General features: G+C 73.2%; 16 protein-coding genes. 7 read left to right on the top strand and 9 right to left on the bottom strand.

Features of this window, described 5'->3' with window-relative positions:
- Positions 1 to 29: 29 nt before the first annotated feature.
- Complete coding sequence (locus ABZ659_RS10240) at positions 30 to 1811, bottom strand: PQQ-binding-like beta-propeller repeat protein (RefSeq protein WP_360215917.1); 1782 nt, start codon at positions 1809 to 1811, stop codon at positions 30 to 32.
- Positions 1812 to 2036: 225 nt separating this feature from the next.
- On the bottom strand, positions 2037 to 3845 hold the full coding sequence (locus ABZ659_RS10235) for an ABC-F family ATP-binding cassette domain-containing protein (RefSeq protein WP_360215914.1): 1809 nt from the start codon (positions 3843 to 3845) through the stop codon (positions 2037 to 2039).
- Positions 3846 to 3966: 121 nt separating this feature from the next.
- Between ABZ659_RS10235 and cutA the strand changes: the two genes are divergently transcribed.
- A complete protein-coding gene (gene cutA, locus ABZ659_RS10230) occupies positions 3967 to 4290 on the top strand; it encodes a divalent-cation tolerance protein CutA (RefSeq protein WP_360215911.1) in 324 nt (107 codons plus the stop codon).
- 23 nt (positions 4291 to 4313) lie between these two features.
- Here cutA and ABZ659_RS10225 read toward each other — a convergent pair whose 3' ends face one another.
- The 6 genes from ABZ659_RS10225 to rsmI all read right to left on the bottom strand — a co-directional run bounded on the left by ABZ659_RS10225 (position 4314) and on the right by rsmI (position 9795).
- The gene (locus ABZ659_RS10225) at positions 4314 to 5219 is read right to left on the bottom strand and encodes a 4-(cytidine 5'-diphospho)-2-C-methyl-D-erythritol kinase (protein WP_360215908.1); all 906 of its coding nucleotides are present in this window, start codon (positions 5217 to 5219) and stop codon (positions 4314 to 4316) included.
- Positions 5216 to 6109: a 16S rRNA (adenine(1518)-N(6)/adenine(1519)-N(6))-dimethyltransferase RsmA gene (gene rsmA / locus ABZ659_RS10220; protein ID WP_360215905.1), complete on the bottom strand. Its 894-nt coding sequence runs from the start codon at positions 6107 to 6109 to the stop codon at positions 5216 to 5218. Before rsmA ends, ABZ659_RS10225 begins: the two co-directional genes overlap by 4 nt.
- Before the next feature lie 40 nt (positions 6110 to 6149).
- Positions 6150 to 7382 carry a ubiquitin-like domain-containing protein gene (locus ABZ659_RS10215; RefSeq protein WP_360215902.1) on the bottom strand — a complete coding sequence of 411 codons (1233 nt, stop codon included), beginning with the start codon at positions 7380 to 7382 and terminating at the stop codon, positions 6150 to 6152.
- 122 nt (positions 7383 to 7504) lie between these two features.
- Positions 7505 to 8377 carry a TatD family hydrolase gene (locus ABZ659_RS10210; RefSeq protein WP_360215899.1) on the bottom strand — a complete coding sequence of 291 codons (873 nt, stop codon included), beginning with the start codon at positions 8375 to 8377 and terminating at the stop codon, positions 7505 to 7507.
- Between the two features lie 45 nt (positions 8378 to 8422).
- Positions 8423 to 8743, bottom strand: a complete 321-nt coding sequence (locus ABZ659_RS10205; protein ID WP_360215896.1) for a hypothetical protein — start codon at positions 8741 to 8743, stop codon at positions 8423 to 8425.
- Between the two features lie 206 nt (positions 8744 to 8949).
- Entirely contained in the window at positions 8950 to 9795 is an 846-nt protein-coding gene (rsmI, locus tag ABZ659_RS10200; protein WP_360215893.1) for a 16S rRNA (cytidine(1402)-2'-O)-methyltransferase, read from the bottom strand.
- A 104-nt stretch (positions 9796 to 9899) separates the two neighbouring features.
- Between rsmI and ABZ659_RS10195 the strand changes: the two genes are divergently transcribed.
- From ABZ659_RS10195 to ABZ659_RS10185, 3 genes are all read left to right on the top strand, one after another.
- The gene (locus tag ABZ659_RS10195) at positions 9900 to 11663 is read left to right on the top strand and encodes a phospholipid carrier-dependent glycosyltransferase (RefSeq protein WP_360215890.1); all 1764 of its coding nucleotides are present in this window, start codon (positions 9900 to 9902) and stop codon (positions 11661 to 11663) included.
- A gap of 124 nt (positions 11664 to 11787) precedes the next feature.
- Positions 11788 to 13407, top strand: a complete 1620-nt coding sequence (locus ABZ659_RS10190; protein WP_360215887.1) for a penicillin-binding transpeptidase domain-containing protein — start codon at positions 11788 to 11790, stop codon at positions 13405 to 13407.
- A gap of 131 nt (positions 13408 to 13538) precedes the next feature.
- Positions 13539 to 15236 carry a penicillin-binding transpeptidase domain-containing protein gene (locus tag ABZ659_RS10185; protein ID WP_360215884.1) on the top strand — a complete coding sequence of 566 codons (1698 nt, stop codon included), beginning with the start codon at positions 13539 to 13541 and terminating at the stop codon, positions 15234 to 15236.
- Positions 15237 to 15276: 40 nt separating this feature from the next.
- On the opposite strand, the gene ABZ659_RS10180 is transcribed toward ABZ659_RS10185, so the two are convergent.
- Positions 15277 to 15642: an SsgA family sporulation/cell division regulator gene (locus tag ABZ659_RS10180; RefSeq protein WP_360215881.1), complete on the bottom strand. Its 366-nt coding sequence runs from the start codon at positions 15640 to 15642 to the stop codon at positions 15277 to 15279.
- A gap of 175 nt (positions 15643 to 15817) precedes the next feature.
- Between ABZ659_RS10180 and ABZ659_RS10175 the strand changes: the two genes are divergently transcribed.
- From ABZ659_RS10175 to ABZ659_RS10165, 3 genes are read left to right on the top strand one after another with little or no spacing between them, the layout of a single operon-like run.
- Positions 15818 to 16861: an energy-coupling factor ABC transporter permease gene (locus ABZ659_RS10175; RefSeq protein WP_360215878.1), complete on the top strand. Its 1044-nt coding sequence runs from the start codon at positions 15818 to 15820 to the stop codon at positions 16859 to 16861.
- Position 16862: 1 nt separating this feature from the next.
- Entirely contained in the window at positions 16863 to 17624 is a 762-nt protein-coding gene (cbiQ, locus tag ABZ659_RS10170) for a cobalt ECF transporter T component CbiQ (protein WP_360215875.1), read from the top strand.
- Positions 17612 to 18385, top strand: coding sequence for an ABC transporter ATP-binding protein (locus ABZ659_RS10165; RefSeq protein ID WP_360215872.1), 774 nt, complete (start codon positions 17612 to 17614; stop codon positions 18383 to 18385). Before cbiQ ends, ABZ659_RS10165 begins: the two co-directional genes overlap by 13 nt.
- Positions 18386 to 18454: the final 69 nt, after the last annotated feature.

Genomic DNA, 18454 nt, shown 5'->3' with positions numbered 1-18454 from the left:
AAAAACCCGTACAGGGAACGAACGGGCGGCTACTTGCCGTAGGCAAGCATCAGCTTCTCCTTGGAGTCGTCGTTCCCGGACAGCCGGGTCGTGGAGATGTAGAAGCGGCCGTCGACCCAGTCCACGTCGCGGGAGAAGAAGCCGCGTTCGACCGTCGCCGCGCCCTGCGGGTTCTGGAGCAGCTTGGTCGGCTCATGGCTGCCGCCCGTCGTCGGGATGGACACCACCTGCCCACCGCCGTCGTACGTCGCCTGGACGTAGGCGACGAGCTTGCCGCCCTCCACCTTCAGCGGCAGCATCGCGGTGGCCGCCGGGGACTTCACGCGCCACTTCTCCTTGCCGCTGGCGAGGCTGATCGCGACGACCTCGTTGGCGCTGGCGGTGGACTCGGTCGGCAGGTACAGCGTGTCGTCGTCGACGGCGACGCCCTGGCAGCCGGTGAGGTCACGCTGGAGGATGGCCCAGCCGCACTCGGGGGCGAAGTCCTCGTCGACGCTGACCTGGGAGCGGATGGAGCCGTCCGCGCCGAGCGCGGAGATGTTCCACTGCTTCTTGTCCTCGTTGGTGCTGTAGACCACCAGCGGGTCGACGGAGTAGGTGCGGGCGACCCGCCACCCCTTGCCGAACTCGCGGGTCCACTTGGCCTTCCCCGTCCTCGGGTCCAGCTCCTGCACCTCGTCGTGTTCGCTGTCGGTGCCCGCGCCGCAGGACGACACGGCGACCAGCCGGGCGCCGCCCGCGAACGCGGTGGGGAAGCAGGCGTCGCCGTACTTCTCCTTGTCGAACAGCTTCTTGCCGGTCGTCACGTCGTACCCGGTGCCGGACTGGGAACGGCCGACCATCAGCGTCTTGCCGGTGATGGACAGCTCGACGCTGAGCGCGCTGTCGAAGAGCCCGCCGTCGGCGACCTCGCCGGTCCAGCCCTTCTCGCCGGTGGCGAGGTCGATCTCCTGGAGCTGGTTGCACTTGGCGCGGTCGCTGGCGCCGTTCATGTAGGCGACGACGATCTTGTCGTCGGCCGTCTTCTCCGCGGTGGTCGCGCAGATCTTCTGCTCGAAGGTGATCGGGTCCCAGCTGGGGGCGCCGTTGCTGACGTCGTAGGCGAAGAGCTGCTTGTACGCCGCCTTCACCGCCGTCTTGTCGGTGATCCACATGCCCTCGGCGTCGGCGCCGGAACCGGGCGCGTCCGGGGCCTCCTTGTACCAGAGGACCTTGGCCTCGCCGGCCTGGCGGCCCTCGTTGAGGTTCTCGGGGTCCTCGCCGCCGTCACCGCTGCCGTCGCCGGGGTTGACCGGGGCGCCGCTGTCGGTGGGCTTGGCGTCGTCGGTCTGCTGGGCGACCGGCTTCTTCTTGCCCTTGCCGTCGTCGTCGCCACCGCTGGTCACCGCGAACACCGTGGCCCCGGCGGCGACCAGCACGGCCACGGCCGCGCCGATGACGACGGCGGACTTGCCCTTGAAGGGGCCGCGCGAACCGCCCCCGGGCGGCGGGGTGCCGGGCGCGCCCGGGAACTGCGGCTGCGGATAGCCGTACCCGGGCTGCTGCGGCTGCCCGTAGGGGCCCTGCCCCGGCGTGTTGTACGGGCCGGGGGTGTGGTACGGCCCCGGCGGGGCGTACGGGCCGGACGGCGCGGGCTGCTGCGGGTAGCCGTACCCGGGCTGCGGCGGACCGGCCGGAGGGGGCGGGGTCGGCGCACCGAACCCACCCCCGGGCGGCGTACCGGGCGTGCCCGGCGCGGGCGCTCCCGGCGGCTGGTCCTGCGGCGCTCCGAAACCACCCGGCTGCGGCGGCTGGTTGGGCGGCTGCGTCATCAGCGGCTTCCCCCGTTCCTCACTGATTTCTAGCCAGTCGTAAGCCAGCTCTAGACGGCCCTTTCTATCACCCGGCACCGACAGCGCACCGGGCCGTATCCACCCCTGTTCCCAAGGGAGGACCGGCCCGTGATGCCCTTGTTACGCGCCTTCACGCCCCCTTCACGCGACGCGCGCCCCCGCGGGCGCGGCGGCACCCCCGCGGGCGCGGCGCGCCCGTCGGGATCAGGCGTCCTCGGCGAGTTCGAGCCACCGCAGCTCCAGTTCGTCCCGCTCACCGGCGAGCGCGCGCAGCTCGGCGTCGAGTCCGGCGACCTTGGCGAAGTCGGTGGCGCTCTCCGCGATGGCGGCGTGCAGCTTGGTCTCCCGTTCGGAGAGCTTGTCCAACTGCCGTTCGATCCGCTGGAGTTCCTTCTTCGCGGCGCGCTGGTCGGCGGCGCTCTTCTCGGTGGTGGCGGGCTTGGCCGCGGCGACCGGTGAGGACGCGGCGGCGGCCTCCTCCATGCGCCGGCGCCGCTCCAGGTACTCGTCGATGCCGCGCGGCAGCATCCGCAGGGTGCCGTCGCCGAGCAGGGCGAAGACCCGGTCGGTGGTGCGCTCGACGAAGAACCGGTCGTGGGAGATGACGATCATCGAGCCGGGCCAGCCGTCGAGGACGTCCTCCAGCTGGGTCAGCGTCTCGATGTCGAGGTCGTTGGTGGGCTCGTCGAGGAAGAGGACGTTCGGCTCGTCCATCAGCAGCCGCAGCAGTTGCAGCCGCCGCCGCTCACCGCCGGACAGGTCCCCCACCGGCGTCCACTGCTTCTCCTTGCCGAACCCGAACGTCTCGCAGAGCTGCCCCGCGGTCATCTCGCGCCCCTTGCCGAGGTCGACGCGCTCCCGCACCGCCTGCACGGCCTCCAGGACCCGCCACGCGGGGTTCAGCTCGGCCACCTCCTGGGAGAGGTAGGCCAGCCTGACGGTCTTGCCGACCTTGATCCGCCCGCCGACGGGCTGCCGCTCGCCCTCGCTGGACGCGGCGTCCGCCATGGCCCGCAGCAGCGAGGTCTTGCCCGCGCCGTTGACGCCGACGAGGCCGATCCGGTCGCCGGGGCCGAGGTGCCAGGTCACGTGCTTCATCAGCACCTTGGGACCGGCATGGACGGTGATGTCCTCCAGGTCGAACACGGTCCTGCCCAGCCGGGACGAGGCGAACTTCATCAGCTCGCCGCTGTCCCGCGGCGGCGGTACGTCCTTGATCAGCTCGTTGGCGGCCTCCACCCGGAACCGCGGCTTGGAGGTCCGCGCGGGCGCCCCGCGCCGCAGCCAGGCCAGCTCCTTGCGGACCAGGTTCTGCCGCTTGGCCTCCTCGGTGGCGGCGATGCGCTCACGCTCGGCGCGGGCGAAGACGTAGTCGGAGTAGCCGCCCTCGTACTCGAAGACCTCACCGCGCTGCACGTCCCACATCCGGGTGCAGACCTGGTCCAGGAACCACCGGTCGTGGGTGACGCACACCAGCGCCGACCGCCGCTCGCGCAGATGGCGGGCGAGCCAGGCGATGCCCTCGACGTCGAGGTGGTTGGTGGGCTCGTCGAGGACGATCAGGTCCTGGTCGTCGATGAGCAGCTTCGCCAGCGCGATCCGCCGCCGCTCACCACCGGACAGCGGCCCGATGACGGTGTCCAGGCCCTGCGGGAACCCGGGCAGGTCCAGCCCGCCGAACAGTCCGGTGAGGACGTCCCTGATCTTGGCGTTCCCGGCCCACTCGTGGTCGGCCAGGTCCCGGATGACCTCGTGCCGGACCGTCGCCTCCGGGTCGAGGGAGTCGTGCTGGGTGAGGACGCCCATGCGCAGTCCACCGGACTGGGTGACCCGGCCGGTGTCCGGGTCCTCCAGCTTGGCGAGCATCCGGATGAGGGTGGTCTTGCCGTCGCCGTTGCGCCCCACGACGCCGATGCGATCCCCCTCCGAGACACCGAGGGAGATCCCGTCGAGCAGGGCACGGGTGCCGTACACCTTGCTGACGTTCTCGACATTGACCAGGTTGACGGCCATTTCACTCCTGTGCGCGGGGACCGGGCAGCGTCCCAGCCTAGTGCGCGCGGCTCGCTGCCCGGTGCCCCCGCAGGCCAGAGGTGGGTACGGTCTGGGGGACGCCGTACGAAGGAGACCGAGCGTGGCCGCGTACCTGACCGTCCTGACCACGACCGACACCGCCGAGAAGGCCCGGGCCCTGGCCGCCAGCGCGGTCGAGGCCGGGGTGGCGGCCTGCGCGCAGATCGACGGGCCGATCACCAGCGTCTACCGGTGGGAGGGCGCGGTGCGCACGGACGACGAGTGGCGGGTGCTCTACAAGACGACCGCCGACCGGTACCCGGAGCTGGAGGCGCACATCAGGCAGGCGCACGACTACGACACCCCGGAGATCATCGCCACCCCCGTCACCCACGGCAGCCCCGCCTACCTGGCGTGGGTGGGCGAGGAGACCGCCAGGGGCTGATCAGACGGCCCCGCCGACGAGGGTCAGGACGTGACCGTCGCCCCGCGCGCCGGGCCCGACGCCGTGCGTACCGTGCGGCACGTCCCGGACGCCCGCAACACGTCCGCGACCTTCAGCGCCGACTCGGCGTCGCGGGCGAGGAAGGCGGTGGTCGGTCCCGACCCGGAGACCAGCGCGGCCAGCGCGCCCGCGGCGGTGCCCGCGGCGAGGGTGTCGGCGAGGGCGGGGAAGAGGGAGAGCGCGGCGGGCTGGAGGTCGTTGGAGACGGCGGCGGCGAGCGCGTCCGGGTCGCCCTTGGCCAGCGCGTCGAGCAGGGGGCGGGAGGCGACCGGCGCGGGCACGTCCCGGCCCTCGGCGAGGCGGTCGAACTCGCGGAACACCGCCGGGGTGGACAGGCCCCGGTCCGCCATCGCGAACACCCAGTGGAAGACGCCGCCGACGTCCAGCGCCGTCAGCTTCTCGCCCCGGCCGGTGCCGAGCGCGGCCCCGCCGAGCAGGCTGAACGGCACGTCGCTGCCCAACTCGGCGCAGATGTCGAGGAGCTCACGGCGCGGGGCGTCCGTCCCCCACAGCGCGTCGCAGGCGACCAGCGCGCCCGCGCCGTCCGCGCTGCCGCCCGCCATGCCGCCCGCGACGGGGATGTCCTTGGCGATGTGGACGCGTACGTCCGGCGTACGGCCGTAGCGGGCGGCGAGGGCCTCGGCGGCGCGGGCGGCGAGGTTGGTGCCGTCCAGGGGGACGAGGGCGGCGTCGGGGCCGTCGCAGGTGACGTGGACGCCGTCGCCGGGGGCGGCCGGGGCCACGGTGATCTCGTCGTACAGGCCGACCGCGAGGAAGACGTTGGCCAGGTCGTGGAAGCCGTCGGGCCGGGCGGCGCCGACCGCGAGCTGGACGTTGACCTTGGCGGGAACGCGTACGGTGACGCTCACTGCTGACCGGGCTCCTCGTGCTGGGCGGGTGCCGCGCCGTGCTCGGCGACGCGGGCGAACTCCTCGACCGTCAGGGACTCGCCGCGGGCCTGCGGGGAGACGCCCGCCGCGACCAGCGCCGCCTCGGCCGCCGCCGCGGAACCGGCCCACCCGGCGAGCGCGGCGCGCAGCGTCTTGCGGCGCTGGGCGAACGCCGCGTCGACGACGGCGAAGACCTCGCGCCTGCTCGCGGTCGTCTTGACCGGCTCGGCGCGGCGGGTGAGCGCGACCAGGCCGCTGTCGACGTTCGGGGCGGGCCAGAAGACGTTGCGTCCGATGGCACCGGCGCGCTTCACGTCGGCGTACCAGTTGGCCTTGACGGACGGGACGCCGTACACCTTGGAGCCGGGGGTGGCGGCGAGGCGGTCGGCGACCTCGGACTGCACCATGACGAGGGTGCGCTCGATGCTGGGGAACGTCTCCAGCATGTGCAGCAGCACCGGGACGGCCACGTTGTACGGCAGGTTCGCGACGAGGGTGGTGGGGGCGGGGCCGGGCAGCTCGGTGACCCGCATGGCGTCCGAGTGGACCAGCGCGAAGCGGTCGGCGCGGCCGGGCAGCCGGGCGGCGATGGTGGCGGGGAGCGCGGCGGCGAGCACGTCGTCGATCTCCACGGCGGTGACGTGCGCGGCGGCCTCCAGCAGCGCGAGGGTGAGGGAGCCGAGGCCCGGACCCACCTCCACGACGTTGTCGTCGGCCGTGACCCCCGCGGTGCGGACGATGCGGCGGACGGTGTTGGCGTCGATCACGAAGTTCTGACCGCGCTGCTTGGTGGGGCGTACGCCGAGGGCCGCCGCCAGCTCACGTACGTCGGCGGGGCCCAGCAGGGCGTCGGGGGTGGGGCTGCTCACGGGACAAGGGTACGGGTGGGCGGGGGGCCGCCGGTGCCGCTCACCCCTGCAACCGGGACCCGCAGTGCGGCCAGGGTGCCGTGCCACGGCGGACGTAGAGCTTCTTCGCGCGGTAGGTCTGTTCCGCGGCCGGGGCGTCCTGGGGGCGGCCGTGGCCGCCGAGGGTGTGCCAGGTGTGGGTGTCGAACTGGTACAGGCCGCCGTACGTCCCGGAGGCGTCCACCGCGTCCGGGCGTCCGCCCGACTCGCAGGCCGCGAGGCCCTCCCAGTTCAGGTGGTCGGCGCCCGCGACGGACGACGGCAGGGGGCGCGTGCCGACCTTCACCACCCGCTCGCGCGGCTCCCGCACCACCTCGGACCTGATCCGCCGCGGCTGCTGCCTGACCCCGTTGACCGTCCTGAGGAGGTAGGTGACGCGTCTCAGCCCCGGCTCACCCGCCTGCTCCACGAGCTCCGTGCCCTCGAACACCATGGGGTCGGGCACCCGCCGTTCCTCGAACGGGATCTCCTCGTCCCGCACCTCCCGCCCGCGCGTGATGCGCAGCACGGTGACGGTCTGCCCGTCGCGCGGGAAGCTCTCCGGCGGCACCGAGGTGGTGTCCTGCCCGCGCAGCGTGACCCCCGCCTCCCCGACGACCTCCCGCACGGTCGCGGCGTTGGTGCGGACGGTGCGGGCCCGCCCGTCGGCCATGACGGTGACCGTGCGCTCGGTGCGGACGTCGAGGGTGAGCCCGGCCCGTCCGATGCGCCGGGCGGTCGGTGTGGAGACGTACGCGCCCTGCGGCCGTACCCCGAACTGCCGGAGCGCGCCCTCGACCGTGCGCGCCGTCGTCCACACCTCGCGCCGCTCCCCGTCGAGGGTGAGCCGCAGGGGGCGCCCGTAGCGCACCTCGACCTCGTCGCCGCTGGCGATCCGCTCGCCGGGGCCGGGGGCGACCACGTCGTGGGCGCCGAGGTCGACGCCCTCGTCGGTGAGGAGTTCGGTGACGTCGTCGGCGAAGGTGTGCAGCCGCCGCGGCTGCCCGTCGACGTTCAGTTCGACCGCCTTGTCCTCGGCGACGAACGCGGTGGTCCCGCCCGCGAGGAACGCCACCACCAGCGCCCTCGGCAGCAGCCGCCGCACCGACCCCTCGGGGCGTGCCGCGCGGGGCCGGGCGCCGCGCCGGTGCGAGGTGGGCCGCCGCGCGCCGGTGTCGGTACGCGTCTGCTGCGGGGGCAGGTACACCGTCTCGACAGATGCCTCGTACGGCGTCCCGTACTGCGTACTGCTCATTGCCGACACGCTCCAAGGGCCGGTGGCGTCCGAAGGGGTGGGTCCGGATCGGGGCCAGAACCTAGCGGAGCGTCGGTCACTCTCCAAAGCGACGCGGCTACACGGAGTACGGGAACACGGGATCAGTAGTGGAACGCGCGGGCCGTGTTCGCGCCGAGCGCCGCCGCCAGCGTGTCCTCGTCGACGCCGCGTACGGCGGCCATCGCGCGCACGGTCACCGGGACCAGGTAGGGCGCGTTGGGCCGTCCCCGGTACGGCGCCGGGGTCAGGAAGGGGGCGTCCGTCTCCACCAGGACCAGCTCCGGCGGGGCCACCGCGAGCGCGTCCCGCAGGTGCCGGGCGTTCTTGAAGGTGACGTTGCCCGCGAAGGACATGTAGTAGCCCGCGCGGGCGCACACCTCGGCCATCTCGGCGTCGCCGGAGTAGCAGTGGAAGACGGTCCGCTCGGGCGCGCCCTCCTCCTTCAGCACGCGCAGGACGTCCGCGTGGGCGTCGCGGTCGTGGATGACGAGGGCCTTGCCGTGCCGTTTGGCGATCTCGACGTGGGCGCGGAAGGAGCGTTCCTGCGCGTCCTTGCCCTCCGGCCCGGTGCGGAAGTAGTCGAGGCCGGTCTCGCCGACCGCCTTGACCTGGGGCAGCGCGGCCAGCCGGTCGATCTCGGCGAGCGCGTCGTCGAGGGCGCTGTCGCCGCCGGGTGCGCGGGCGCCCTGCCGGGACCATCCGTCGGGGTCGCCGTGGACGATGCGCGGGGCCTCGTTGGGGTGCAGGGCGACGGCCGCGTGGACGCTGTCGTACGCCGCCGCGGTGTCGGCCGCCCAGCGGGAGCCGTCGAGGTCGCAGCCGACCTGGACGACGGTGGTGACGCCGACCGAGGCGGCCTTCTCCAGTGCCTCGGCCACCGTGCCGGACTGCATGTCGAGGTGGGTGTGGGAGTCGGCGACCGGGACCCTCAGGGGTTGCGGCAGGGGCGGGGCTTCGGCGTCACGGGAAGGCATGTCCCGATCCTACGGAAGTGGCGTGGGTGCCCCCGCCGTCCCGTCTCAGCTGGCCCGGCGCTGGAAGGGGTGCAGCAGCCCGGACAGCGGCCAGTGCCTCGGTTCCCGGCGCTGGCCGCCCGCGACGGCACGCAGCGCCGACGACACCCGGCCCGGCCGCATGATCCGCACCAGGTGCCCGTCGCAGTTGGCGCACACGGGACGGCTCAGCGGCGACGGAACGACGTGCCCGTCGACGACGTACTGCACGAACTCGTGTCCCCGCGCGTCCGTGTGGTGCTCGATCTCGTACGCCTGTTCCCAGCCGTGCCCGCAGCGCATACAGGCGAAGGAGTACGCCTCGTACCCGACAGCGATCTCGCTCATGGCAGCTCCCGTTTGATCCACTGGAGGACGTTTCGTCCCCCGCCCAGTGGATGCCCAGACAGCAGCGCCGAGCACGTCAAGTACGCAGTATTGCCCGGGATTTGAGCCGCCCTTGCCCTACGCGGCCCCCCTTTTACCGACGCATGGCCCAACCCGCCCAGGGGCGTGGGGAACCGCGCGACCGGCCCCCACGGACCCGCGCCCGCTCACGGTGATCTCTTGGCCGCCACCACCGCGTCGAAAACGACCCGCTTCGGCACACCCGCCTCCACCGCCACCGCCGCGATCGCCTCCTTGCGCCGCTCCCCGGCCTCCTCCCGCACCCGCACCCGCCGCACCAGCTCCTCCGGCCCGACCTCCTCGGCCCCCTTCTCCGGCGCCCCCTCCACCACCACGGTGATCTCCCCGCGCACGCCCTCGGCCGCCCACGCCGCCAGCTCGTCGAGGGGACCGCGCCGTACCTCCTCGTACGTCTTGGTCAGCTCCCGGCACACGGCGGCCCGCCGCTCCCCGCCGAACACCTCGGCCATCGCGGCGAGGGTGTCGTCGAGCCGGTGCGGGGCCTCGAAGTAGACGAGGGTGCGGCGCTCGGCGGCGGCCTCGCGGAGCCGTGCCAGCCGCTCCCCGGCCTTCCGGGGCAGGAACCCCTCGAAGCAGAACCGGTCGACGGGCAGCCCGGACAGGGCGAGCGCGGTGAGCACGGCCGACGGCCCGGGTACGGCGGTGACCCGGATGTCCCGCTCCACCGCGGCGGCGACCAGCCGGTAACCGGGGTCGGACACGGACGGCATCCCGGCGTCGGTGACGAGCAGCACGCGCGCGCCGCCCGCCAGCTCCTCGACCAGCTCGGGGGTGCGGGCGGCCTCGTTGCCCTCGAAGTAGGAGACGACGCGCCCCTTGGTCGTCACCCCGAGGGCCTGCGTCAGCCGGCGCAGCCGCCGGGTGTCCTCGGCGGCGACCACGTCGGCGGCCGTCAGCTCCTCGGCGAGCCGGGGCGGGGCGTCCGCGATGGCGCCGATGGGGGTACCTGCCAGTACGAGGGTTCCAGTCACGTCCCCATCCTCCCAGCCCCGGCGATGCGCCTGATATCCGGACGCAACCGGCCCCGTGCCCCCATGCGCGGGACTCGCACAGACGCGTTCCCTACGATGGCGCGGTGACCAGTACCGCGTCCTCCACGGACACCCGTCAGGACCAGGCCCCGCACGACCAACGGACGCCCTGGCAGCGGCGGCTGCGCCGGTTCGGCTACCAGGGCCCCCAGGACCACCCGGGCGGCCCGCGCGGCGGTGACGTCGGTGACCGCCTGGTGCCGCCGTACGCGGCGCCGGGTCCGCGGCTGTGGGCGGCGCTCGGGGTGCGGAAGACGCTGGCCGAGCGGATCGCGCGCTGGTCGGGCTGGGGCGGTCCGCTGCTGGTGACGCTGTTCGCGGGGGTGCTGCGGTTCTGGAACCTGGGCAGCCCGAAGGCGGTGATATTCGACGAGACGTACTACGCCAAGGACGCCTGGGCGATCATCCACCGCGGCTTCGAGGTCAACTGGGACAAGAACGCCAACGACCTGATCCTGTCCTCGGGCGGGAACGTGCCGATCCCGACGGACGCGGCGTACGTCGTGCACCCGCCGGTCGGCAAGTACGTCATCGGGCTCGGGGAGCTGGTCTTCGGCTTCGACCCGTTCGGCTGGCGTTTCATGCCCGCCCTGCTCGGCACCCTCTCCGTCCTCCTGGTCTGCCGGATCGGGCGGCGGCTGTTCCACTCCACGTTCCTGGGCTGTCTGGCGGGCGCGCTGCTGGCGCTGGACGGGCTGCACTTCGTGATGAGCCGCACCGCGCTGCTGGACAGCGTGCTGATGTTCTTCGTGCTGGCGGCGTTCGGCTGTCTGCTGGTCGACCGGGACCGGGCGCGGGAGCGACTGGCCGCGGAGCTGCCGGTCGACGAGGACGGCCTGGTCCGCCCGGACGCGTACGTGGCCGAGACGACCTGGCTGGGGTGGCGGCCGTGGCGCTGGGCGGCGGGCCTGATGCTGGGCCTGGCGATCGGCACCAAGTGGAACGGCCTGTACGTGCTGGCGGCGTTCTGCGTGCTGACGGTGCTGTGGGACGTCGGGACGCGGCGGGTGGCGGGCGCGCACCGCCCGTACCCGGCGGTCCTCAGGCGCGACCTGGGGCTGGCGTTCCTGGCCACGGTCCCCGTAGCCGTCGCCACCTACCTCCTCTCCTGGCTCGGCTGGATCCTCTCCCCGTCGGACGGCTCCGGCGGCTACTACCGCGACTGGGCCACCGCGAACGGCCGCTCCAGCGACTGGAGCTGGCTGTTCCCGGACTGGTGGCTGAGCCTGTGGCACTACGAGCACCAGGTGTACGACTTCCACGTGGGCCTGTCCTCGCCGCACACCTACGAGTCCAACCCGTGGAGCTGGCTGGTCCTGGGCCGCCCGGTGTCGTACTTCTACGAGTCCCCCGCGCCCGGCACGGACGGCTGCCCGGTGGACGCGGGCGAGAAGTGCGCCCGCGAGGTGCTGGCGCTGGGCACGCCGATGCTGTGGTGGGCGGCCTGCGTCGCCCTGCTGTACGTGCTGTGGCGCTGGCTGTTCCGCCGGGACTGGCGGGCGGGCGCGATCGCCTGCGGGGTCGCGGCGGGCTATCTGCCCTGGCTCCGCTACCAGGAGCGCACGATCTTCTTCTTCTACGCCGACGTCTTCGTGCCGTTCCTCTGCCTGGCGCTGGCCATGCTCGTCGGCGCCCTCCTCGGCCCACCCGGCAGCCGGGACACCCGACGGGTCGCGGGGGCGGCGGGCGCGGGCGTGCTGGTGCTGCTGATCGCCTGGAACTTCATCTACTTCCACCCGCTGTACACCGGCACCGCGATCCCGATCGATGACTGGCGTTCACGTATGTGGCTGGATACGTGGGTCTGACCTGGTACTGAGCCCTTCGGGGGTCTCCGTTCGGACACCATACGAGAACAGACGTGAACAGCCCTCACGTCACTCCAGCCCCGGCGCCTACAGTCGAAGGTCCACGAGGGGGAGGGACCAGGGCATGGGGAACGGGGTAAGGGCCGCCGTCATCGGCGGGGTCTTCGCCGTGATGATCGGGGGGGCGGGGTACGGCGCGTACACCTTCGTGTCCGCGCTGGACGACGACGGCGGCACGGCGGGGGCCGAGCTGAGGAGCGGGCCGCCGAGCGCCGACGAGGTCGAGGAGACCACCCGGGAGTTCTTCGCCGCCTGGGCGCAGGGCGACGCCGGGCGGGCGGCCGGGTTCACCGACAACGCCGTCGCGGCCGAGCCGCTGCTGTCGTCCTACACGCGGGCCGCGCACATCGGGAACGTGAGGATCACGCCGGGCACGGCCACCGGCGACACCGTGCCCTTCTCGGTCCAGGCGACCGTGACCTACGAGGGCGAGAGCGGGAAGCTGGCGTACGACAGCGAGCTGAGCGTGGTGCGCGGGGAGACCACCGGGCGGGCGCTGGTCGACTGGCAGCCCTCCGTGGTCCACCCGGAGCTGGGCGAGGGCGACCTGCTGGTCACCGGCGAGGCGGCGGCCCCGCAGATCGAGGCCGTCGACCGCGACGGCACCGTGCTGACGAAGAAGAAGTACCCCTCGCTCGGGCCGATCCTCGACGAGCTGCGCGCTAAGTACGGCTCCACCACGGGCGGCACCCCCGGCGTCGAGCTGGCGATCCAGCACACCAACACCGGCGCCGCCGACACCCCGCTGCTGACGCTGGCCGAGGGCAAGCCCGGCAAGCTGCGCACGACGCTCAGCGCGCCCGTGCAGGCGGCGGCCGAGAAGGCGGTCACGGAGTACGACGAGTCGTCGGTGGTCGCGGTCAAGCCGAGCACCGGCGAGGTGCTGGCGGTCGCCAACCACCGCCAGGACGGCTTCAACGCGGCGTTCCTCGGCAAGCTGGCGCCCGGCTCCACCATGAAGGTCGTCAGCGCGGCCATGCTCATCGACACCGGGCTGACCTCGATGAACGGCCCGGCACCGTGCCCCAGTGAGGCGGTGTGGCAGAGCCAGACCTTCCACAACCTCACCGGTATGACGCCCAACGAGAACGCGACCCTCTCGGAGAGCTTCGCCCGCTCCTGCAACACCGCCTTCGTGAAGTACGCCGACGAGGTGCGGGTCGACGCCCTCACGAAGGAGGCCGAGGAGCGCTTCGGGCTCGGCAAGGACAACTGGAAGGTCGGCATCCCGTCCTTCGACGGCTCGGTCCCCGCGTCCGGCGGGCCCGACACCGCGGCCAACATGATCGGGCAGGGCCAGGTGCAGATGAGCCCGCTGAACATGGCGTCCGTCACCGCCACCGCGATCACCGGCGCGTTCCGGCAGCCGGTGATCGTCCCGCAGGAGCTCGACGACCGCCCGCTGGCGCAGGCGCGGGGCCTGGACCCGGGGACGGTGCAGCAGCTGCGGGCCATGATGAACCGCACGGCGACCAGCGGCACCGCCGCCACGGTGATGTCCCAGGTGCCCGGCGTGAAGGGGGCGAAGACCGGGTCCGCCGAGGTCGACGGGCAGGAGGCCGCCAACAGCTGGTTCACCGGCTACCGGGACGACATCGCCGCCGCCGCGATGAGCCAGGAGGGCGGCCACGGCGGCGACGCGGCGGGCCCGATCGTGGCCGCCGTACTGCGGGCGGGTGGCTGAAACCGGACGGCCGGCGGGTGACGTCACCCCTGCCGGGGGGCCGGGCGACGGGACTCTAGGGTGATGCCGTCGTTGGGGAGTAGGTACGGGCAGGTCACGGGGCCGGGAAGAGCGCGGAGGAACAGGGAGCTGTGGGCAAGAGAAGGCGCGTCGCCGAGCGGCGGAGCAGAAGACGGCCCGTCGTCGTCGGCGGAGTGATCGCCGTGGCGGCGGTCGGCGCCGGGATCGGCGCCTGGGCGCTGTTCGGCGGCGGCGAGGGCGAGGCCACCGCGTCCGTCGCCGCCACCGGGACGGCGAGGAAGACGGGCCCGCTCACCGCCCGCGAGGTCACCACCGCCGCCAAGGCGTTCCTCACCGCCTGGCAGCACGGCGACGCCGCGAAGGCCGCCGCCGCGACCGACGCCCCGGACGCGGCGAAGCCGCTGCTCACCGGGTACGCCAAGGACGCCCACATCCAGGACGTCACCCTCACCCCGGGCACCCGCGAGGGCGGGCGGCTGCCGTTCGCCGTCAAGGGCACGGTCGTGTTCGACGACCTCAGCAAGCCGCTGGCGTACGACAGCGCGCTGACCGTCGTACGCCGGGAGTCGGACGGCGAGCCGGTCGTCGACTGGTCGCCCGCGGTGCTGCACCCGGAGCTGAAGGACGGCGACCGGCTGGTGACCGGCGAGGCGGGCACCCCGCCGGTGATCGCCCTGGACCGGGACGGCGGCGAGCTGACCACCGACACCTACCCGTCCCTCGGGCCGGTCCTCGACGGGCTGCGGGAGAAGTACGGCAAGACGGCCGGGGGCAAGGCGGGCATCGAACTGCGCGTGGTGCGCGGCGAGGCGGCGAAGGACGACGCCGAGTCCGACGAGGGCGACGAGGCCGCCGAGCTCGCCGACAAGACGCTCCTCGAACTGAGCGAGGGCACGCCCGGCGAGGTGAAGACGACCCTCAGCCCGTCCCTCCAGAAGGCGGCCGAGCAGCAGGTCGCCGCCCGGGACCGGGCGTCGGTGGTGGTGCTGCGCCCGTCGACGGGCGAGATCCTCGCGGTGGCGAACTCCTCCCACGGCTTCAACACCGCCTTCCAGGGCTCCCTGGCCCCCGGCTCCACGATGAAGGTGATCAGCGCCTCACTGCTGCTGGAGAAGGGCCTGGCGTCGGTGAACGGGCCGCACCCGTGCCCGAAGTACTTCACGTACGGCGGCTGGAAGTTCCAGAACGACGACAAGTTCAAGATCGACGGCGGCACCTTCAAGGCGAGCTTCGCCCGCTCCTGCAACACCGCCTTCATCAGCCAGGCGCCGGAGCTGGCGGACGACGACCTGACCAAGCAGGCGCAGCAGGTGTTCGGGCTCGGCCTGGACAACTGGGCGGTCGGCGTGCCCACCTTCGACGGGGCGGTGCCGGTGACGTCGGACGCCCCGATGGGCGCCGCGCTGATCGGCCAGGGCCTGGTCCGGATGAACCCGCTGAACATGGCGTCGGTCTCCGCGACCGTCAAGGCGGGCGTCTTCCACCAGCCGTACCTGGTGGCCCCGTCGGTCGACGACCGCACGCTGGCCACGGCCTCCCGGACGATGTCCGCGGCCACGCTCGCCCAGCTGCGGGAGCTGATGGCGTACACGGCCGACTACGGCACGGCGGCGGAGGCGATGGCGGGCGTCGGCGGTGACGTGGGCGCGAAGACGGGCTCGGCCGAGGTCGACAACCAGAAGAAGCCCAACGGCTGGTTCACCGCCTACCGGGACGACCTGGCCGCCGCCGGTGTGGTGCAGTCGGGCGGCCACGGCGGCGAGACGGCGGGCCCGATCGTGGCGGCCCTGCTCAGGCAGGGCGGCTGACCGGTGTCACGGCGGGCCCGATCGTGGCGGGCGGCCCTGCTCAGGCAGGGCGGCTGACCGGCGTCGCCGCGGCCTGGTAGGTGCGGCCGAGGAAGCGCAGCAGGGTCTTGGACTCGAACTGGACGACCGAGACCCCGCCCGCGGAGTGGAACTCCACCACGGCCTGCACCCGCCCGCACGGCCACACCCGCACGCTCCCGCTGCCCACGGGGGTGCGCAGGCCCTGCTCCAGCAGGGACCGCGAGAGGGTCCACTCGTGCGGCCCCGGCAGACCTATGCGCACCGAGCGGGGGTCGCGGTCGGGGTCGTAGCGCAGGACCACCGGTACGGCCCCCCGCTCGGTCGGCACCTGGTCGTCGGTGTCCGTGACGATCTGGGCTCGCGCGTACTCTTCGACTACGGACATCGTACGGCCCCTTACCATGCGTGACCTATGGGAAAGCCAGGAATCCGCTTCCACTCCCAATGTCCCACAATCCGCGTTTCATGCCCGCCGGGCAGCGGAAAGCCTTTCCGGTGCGGCGAGACAACGACCACCTCGCTCTTGCAACCTGTTCGCATTAAGCCTCTATCATCGAACGGTGCACGTACCTGACGGATTCATCGACGCCCCCACCTCCGCCGCCGCCGGTGCGCTCGCCGCGGGCGCGATCGCGGTGAGCCTGCGCGGCGCGCGCAAGGAACTGGACGAGCGCACCGCGCCGCTGGCCGGGCTGGTGGCCGCGTTCATCTTCGCCGTGCAGATGCTGAACTTCCCGGTCGCCGCCGGGACCAGCGGACACCTGCTCGGCGGCGCGCTGGCCGCGATACTCGTCGGCCCCTACACCGGGGTCCTGTGCGTGTCCGTCGTCCTGCTGATGCAGGGGGTCCTCTTCGCGGACGGCGGACTGACCGCGCTCGGCGTGAACATCACCACCATGGCGCTCGTCACCACCGTCGTCGCCTACGGCCTCTTCCGCGGCCTGGTGAAGGTGCTGCCGCGCACCCGCCGCACCGTCACCGTCGCCTCCTTCGCCGCCGCCCTGGTGTCGGTGCCCGCCGCCGCGCTGGCGTTCACCGCGCTGTACGCGGTGGGCGGCACCACCGACGTCTCCCTCACCAAGGTCGCCACCGCCATGGTCGGCGTGCACGTCCTCATCGGCCTCGGCGAGGCCACCATCACCGCCCTCACGGTCGGCGCGGTCATCGCCGTACGCCCGGACCTGGTGTACGGGGCGCGCGGGCTGACGCAGCGGCTGAAGCTGCGGGTCGACGGCGAACTCGTCGACGCCCCGGCCGCCGCGCCGGAGCCGGTCGCCGCGCGCTCGCCGCGCCGGGTGTGGATCGCCGGTCTGGCGGCCTCCCTGGTGCTCGCCGGGTTCGTCAGCTTCTACGCCTCCGCCGACCCGGACGGCCTGGAGAAGGTCGCCGCCGACCACGGCATCGACGAGAAGGCCGAGGACCACGGCCTGGCCGACTCCCCGCTCGCCGACTACGGCGTCAGGGACGTCGACGACACCCGGCTCTCCGGCGGCCTCGCGGGCGTGCTCGGCGTCGGCGTCACGGTCGTCGCGGGCACGGGCGTGTTCTGGGCGGTCCGCAGGCGCCGTACGGCGGACGCCAGCCCCACCACGACGAGCGTCTGACATGGGAGCCGGGCACGCGCACAAGCTGTACCGGCACGGGCACTCCCCCGTGCACGGGCTGCCGCCGCACACCAAGCTGGCCGCCGCGTTCGCCTTCGTGGTCGTGGTGGTGTCCACGCCGCGCGAGGCGGTGTGGGCGTTCGGGCTGTACGCCGTGCTGCTCGCCGGGGTGGCGTGGGCGGCGCGCGTGCCGCCCGGGTTCCTGCTGAAGCGGCTGCTCATCGAGGTGCCGTTCGTCGCGTTCGCCGTGCTCCTGCCGTTCGTCGCGGAGGGCGAGCGCGTGGAGGTGCTCGGCATGTCGCTGAGCGTCAGCGGGCTGTGGGGCGCCTGGAACGTGCTGGCCAAGGGCACCCTCGGCGTCGCCACCTCCGTCCTGCTGGCCGCCACCACCGAACTGCGCGAACTCCTCCTCGGCCTGCAACGCCTGAAGCTGCCCCCGCTGCTGGTGCAGATCGCCTCCTTCATGATCCGGTACGGCGACGTCATCACCGACGAGATGCGGCGGATGCGGATCGCCCGCGAGTCCCGCGGCTTCGAGGCGCGCGGCATCCGGCACTGGGGCGTGCTCGCCAAGTCGGCGGGCGCGCTGTTCATCCGCTCCTACGAACGCGGGGAGCGCGTGCACCTGGCGATGGTGAGCCGGGGGTACGCCGGGTCGATGCCGGTCATCGACGAGGTGACCGCCTCGCGCGCCCAGTGGGCCCACGCCTTCGCCCTGCCCGTCGCCGCCCTCGTCGTATGTCTGCTGGGATGGACCCTGTGACCGCACCCGTACCGCCCCCGTCCCTGGAGGTCTCCGGCCTCGCCTTCGCCTACCCGGACGGCCACCAGGCCCTGTTCGGCGTGGACTTCCGTGTCGAGCGCGGCGAGCGGGTCGCGCTGCTCGGTCCGAACGGCGCCGGGAAGACCACGCTCGTGCTGCACCTCAACGGCATCCTCGGCGGCGGCACCGGGTCGGTGACGGTGGCCGGGCTGCCGGTGGGCAGGCGGCACATGGCCGCGATCCGGCAGAAGGTCGGCATCGTCTTCCAGGACCCCGACGACCAGCTGTTCATGCCGACCGTGCGCGAGGACGTCGCCTTCGGCCCCGCGGCGGCCGGGCTGAAGGGGGCGGAGCTGCACGCGCGCGTGGAGCGGGCCCTGGAGCAGGTCGGCATGGCGGAGTTCATGGAGCGCCCGCCGCACCACCTGTCCTTCGGGCAGCGGCGGCGGGTGGCGGTGGCGACCGTGCTGGCGATGGAGCCGGAGATCCTCGTCCTGGACGAGCCGTCCTCCAACCTCGACCCGGCCTCCCGCCGGGAACTCGCCGACATCCTGCGCGCGCTGGACGTCACGGTCCTGATGGTCACCCACGACCTGCCGTACGCCCTCGAACTGTGCCCGCGCTCCCTGGTGCTGAGCGACGGCGTCATCGCCGCGGACGGCCCGACGGGCACCCTGCTCTCCGACGACGCCCTGATGCGGGCGCACCGCCTGGAGCTGCCCTTCGGCTTCGACCCGCGGTCGGTGACGGCGGGGGCGTGACCACCCCGGGGAATCGCGGCACCGGCGCCCGTGTTCCCCTCACTGTCGCCAGCGGGACGGCCCGGCGGA

The organism is Streptomyces sp. NPDC006997 (assembly GCF_040635175.1).
Classification (GTDB): Bacteria; Actinomycetota; Actinomycetes; order Streptomycetales; family Streptomycetaceae; genus Streptomyces.
This window is presented reverse-complemented; position numbering and strand designations above follow the sequence as displayed.

What these genes read in the sequence shown, in the direction of transcription:
- ABZ659_RS10210 (WP_360215899.1), bottom strand. Translation starts at nt 8,377, where the DNA reads ATGCCTTCCCGTGACGCCGAAGCCCCGCCCCTGCCGCAACCCCTGAGG.
- ABZ659_RS10240 (WP_360215917.1), bottom strand. Translation starts at nt 1,811, where the DNA reads ATGACGCAGCCGCCCAACCAGCCGCCGCAGCCGGGTGGTTTCGGAGCG.
- cbiQ (WP_360215875.1), top strand. Translation starts at nt 16,863, where the DNA reads ATGGGAGCCGGGCACGCGCACAAGCTGTACCGGCACGGGCACTCCCCC.
- ABZ659_RS10215 (WP_360215902.1), bottom strand. Translation starts at nt 7,382, where the DNA reads ATGAGCAGTACGCAGTACGGGACGCCGTACGAGGCATCTGTCGAGACG.
- ABZ659_RS10205 (WP_360215896.1), bottom strand. Translation starts at nt 8,743, where the DNA reads ATGAGCGAGATCGCTGTCGGGTACGAGGCGTACTCCTTCGCCTGTATG.
- ABZ659_RS10165 (WP_360215872.1), top strand. Translation starts at nt 17,612, where the DNA reads ATGGACCCTGTGACCGCACCCGTACCGCCCCCGTCCCTGGAGGTCTCC.
- ABZ659_RS10190 (WP_360215887.1), top strand. Translation starts at nt 11,788, where the DNA reads ATGGGGAACGGGGTAAGGGCCGCCGTCATCGGCGGGGTCTTCGCCGTG.
- ABZ659_RS10180 (WP_360215881.1), bottom strand. Translation starts at nt 15,642, where the DNA reads ATGTCCGTAGTCGAAGAGTACGCGCGAGCCCAGATCGTCACGGACACC.
- ABZ659_RS10235 (WP_360215914.1), bottom strand. Translation starts at nt 3,845, where the DNA reads ATGGCCGTCAACCTGGTCAATGTCGAGAACGTCAGCAAGGTGTACGGC.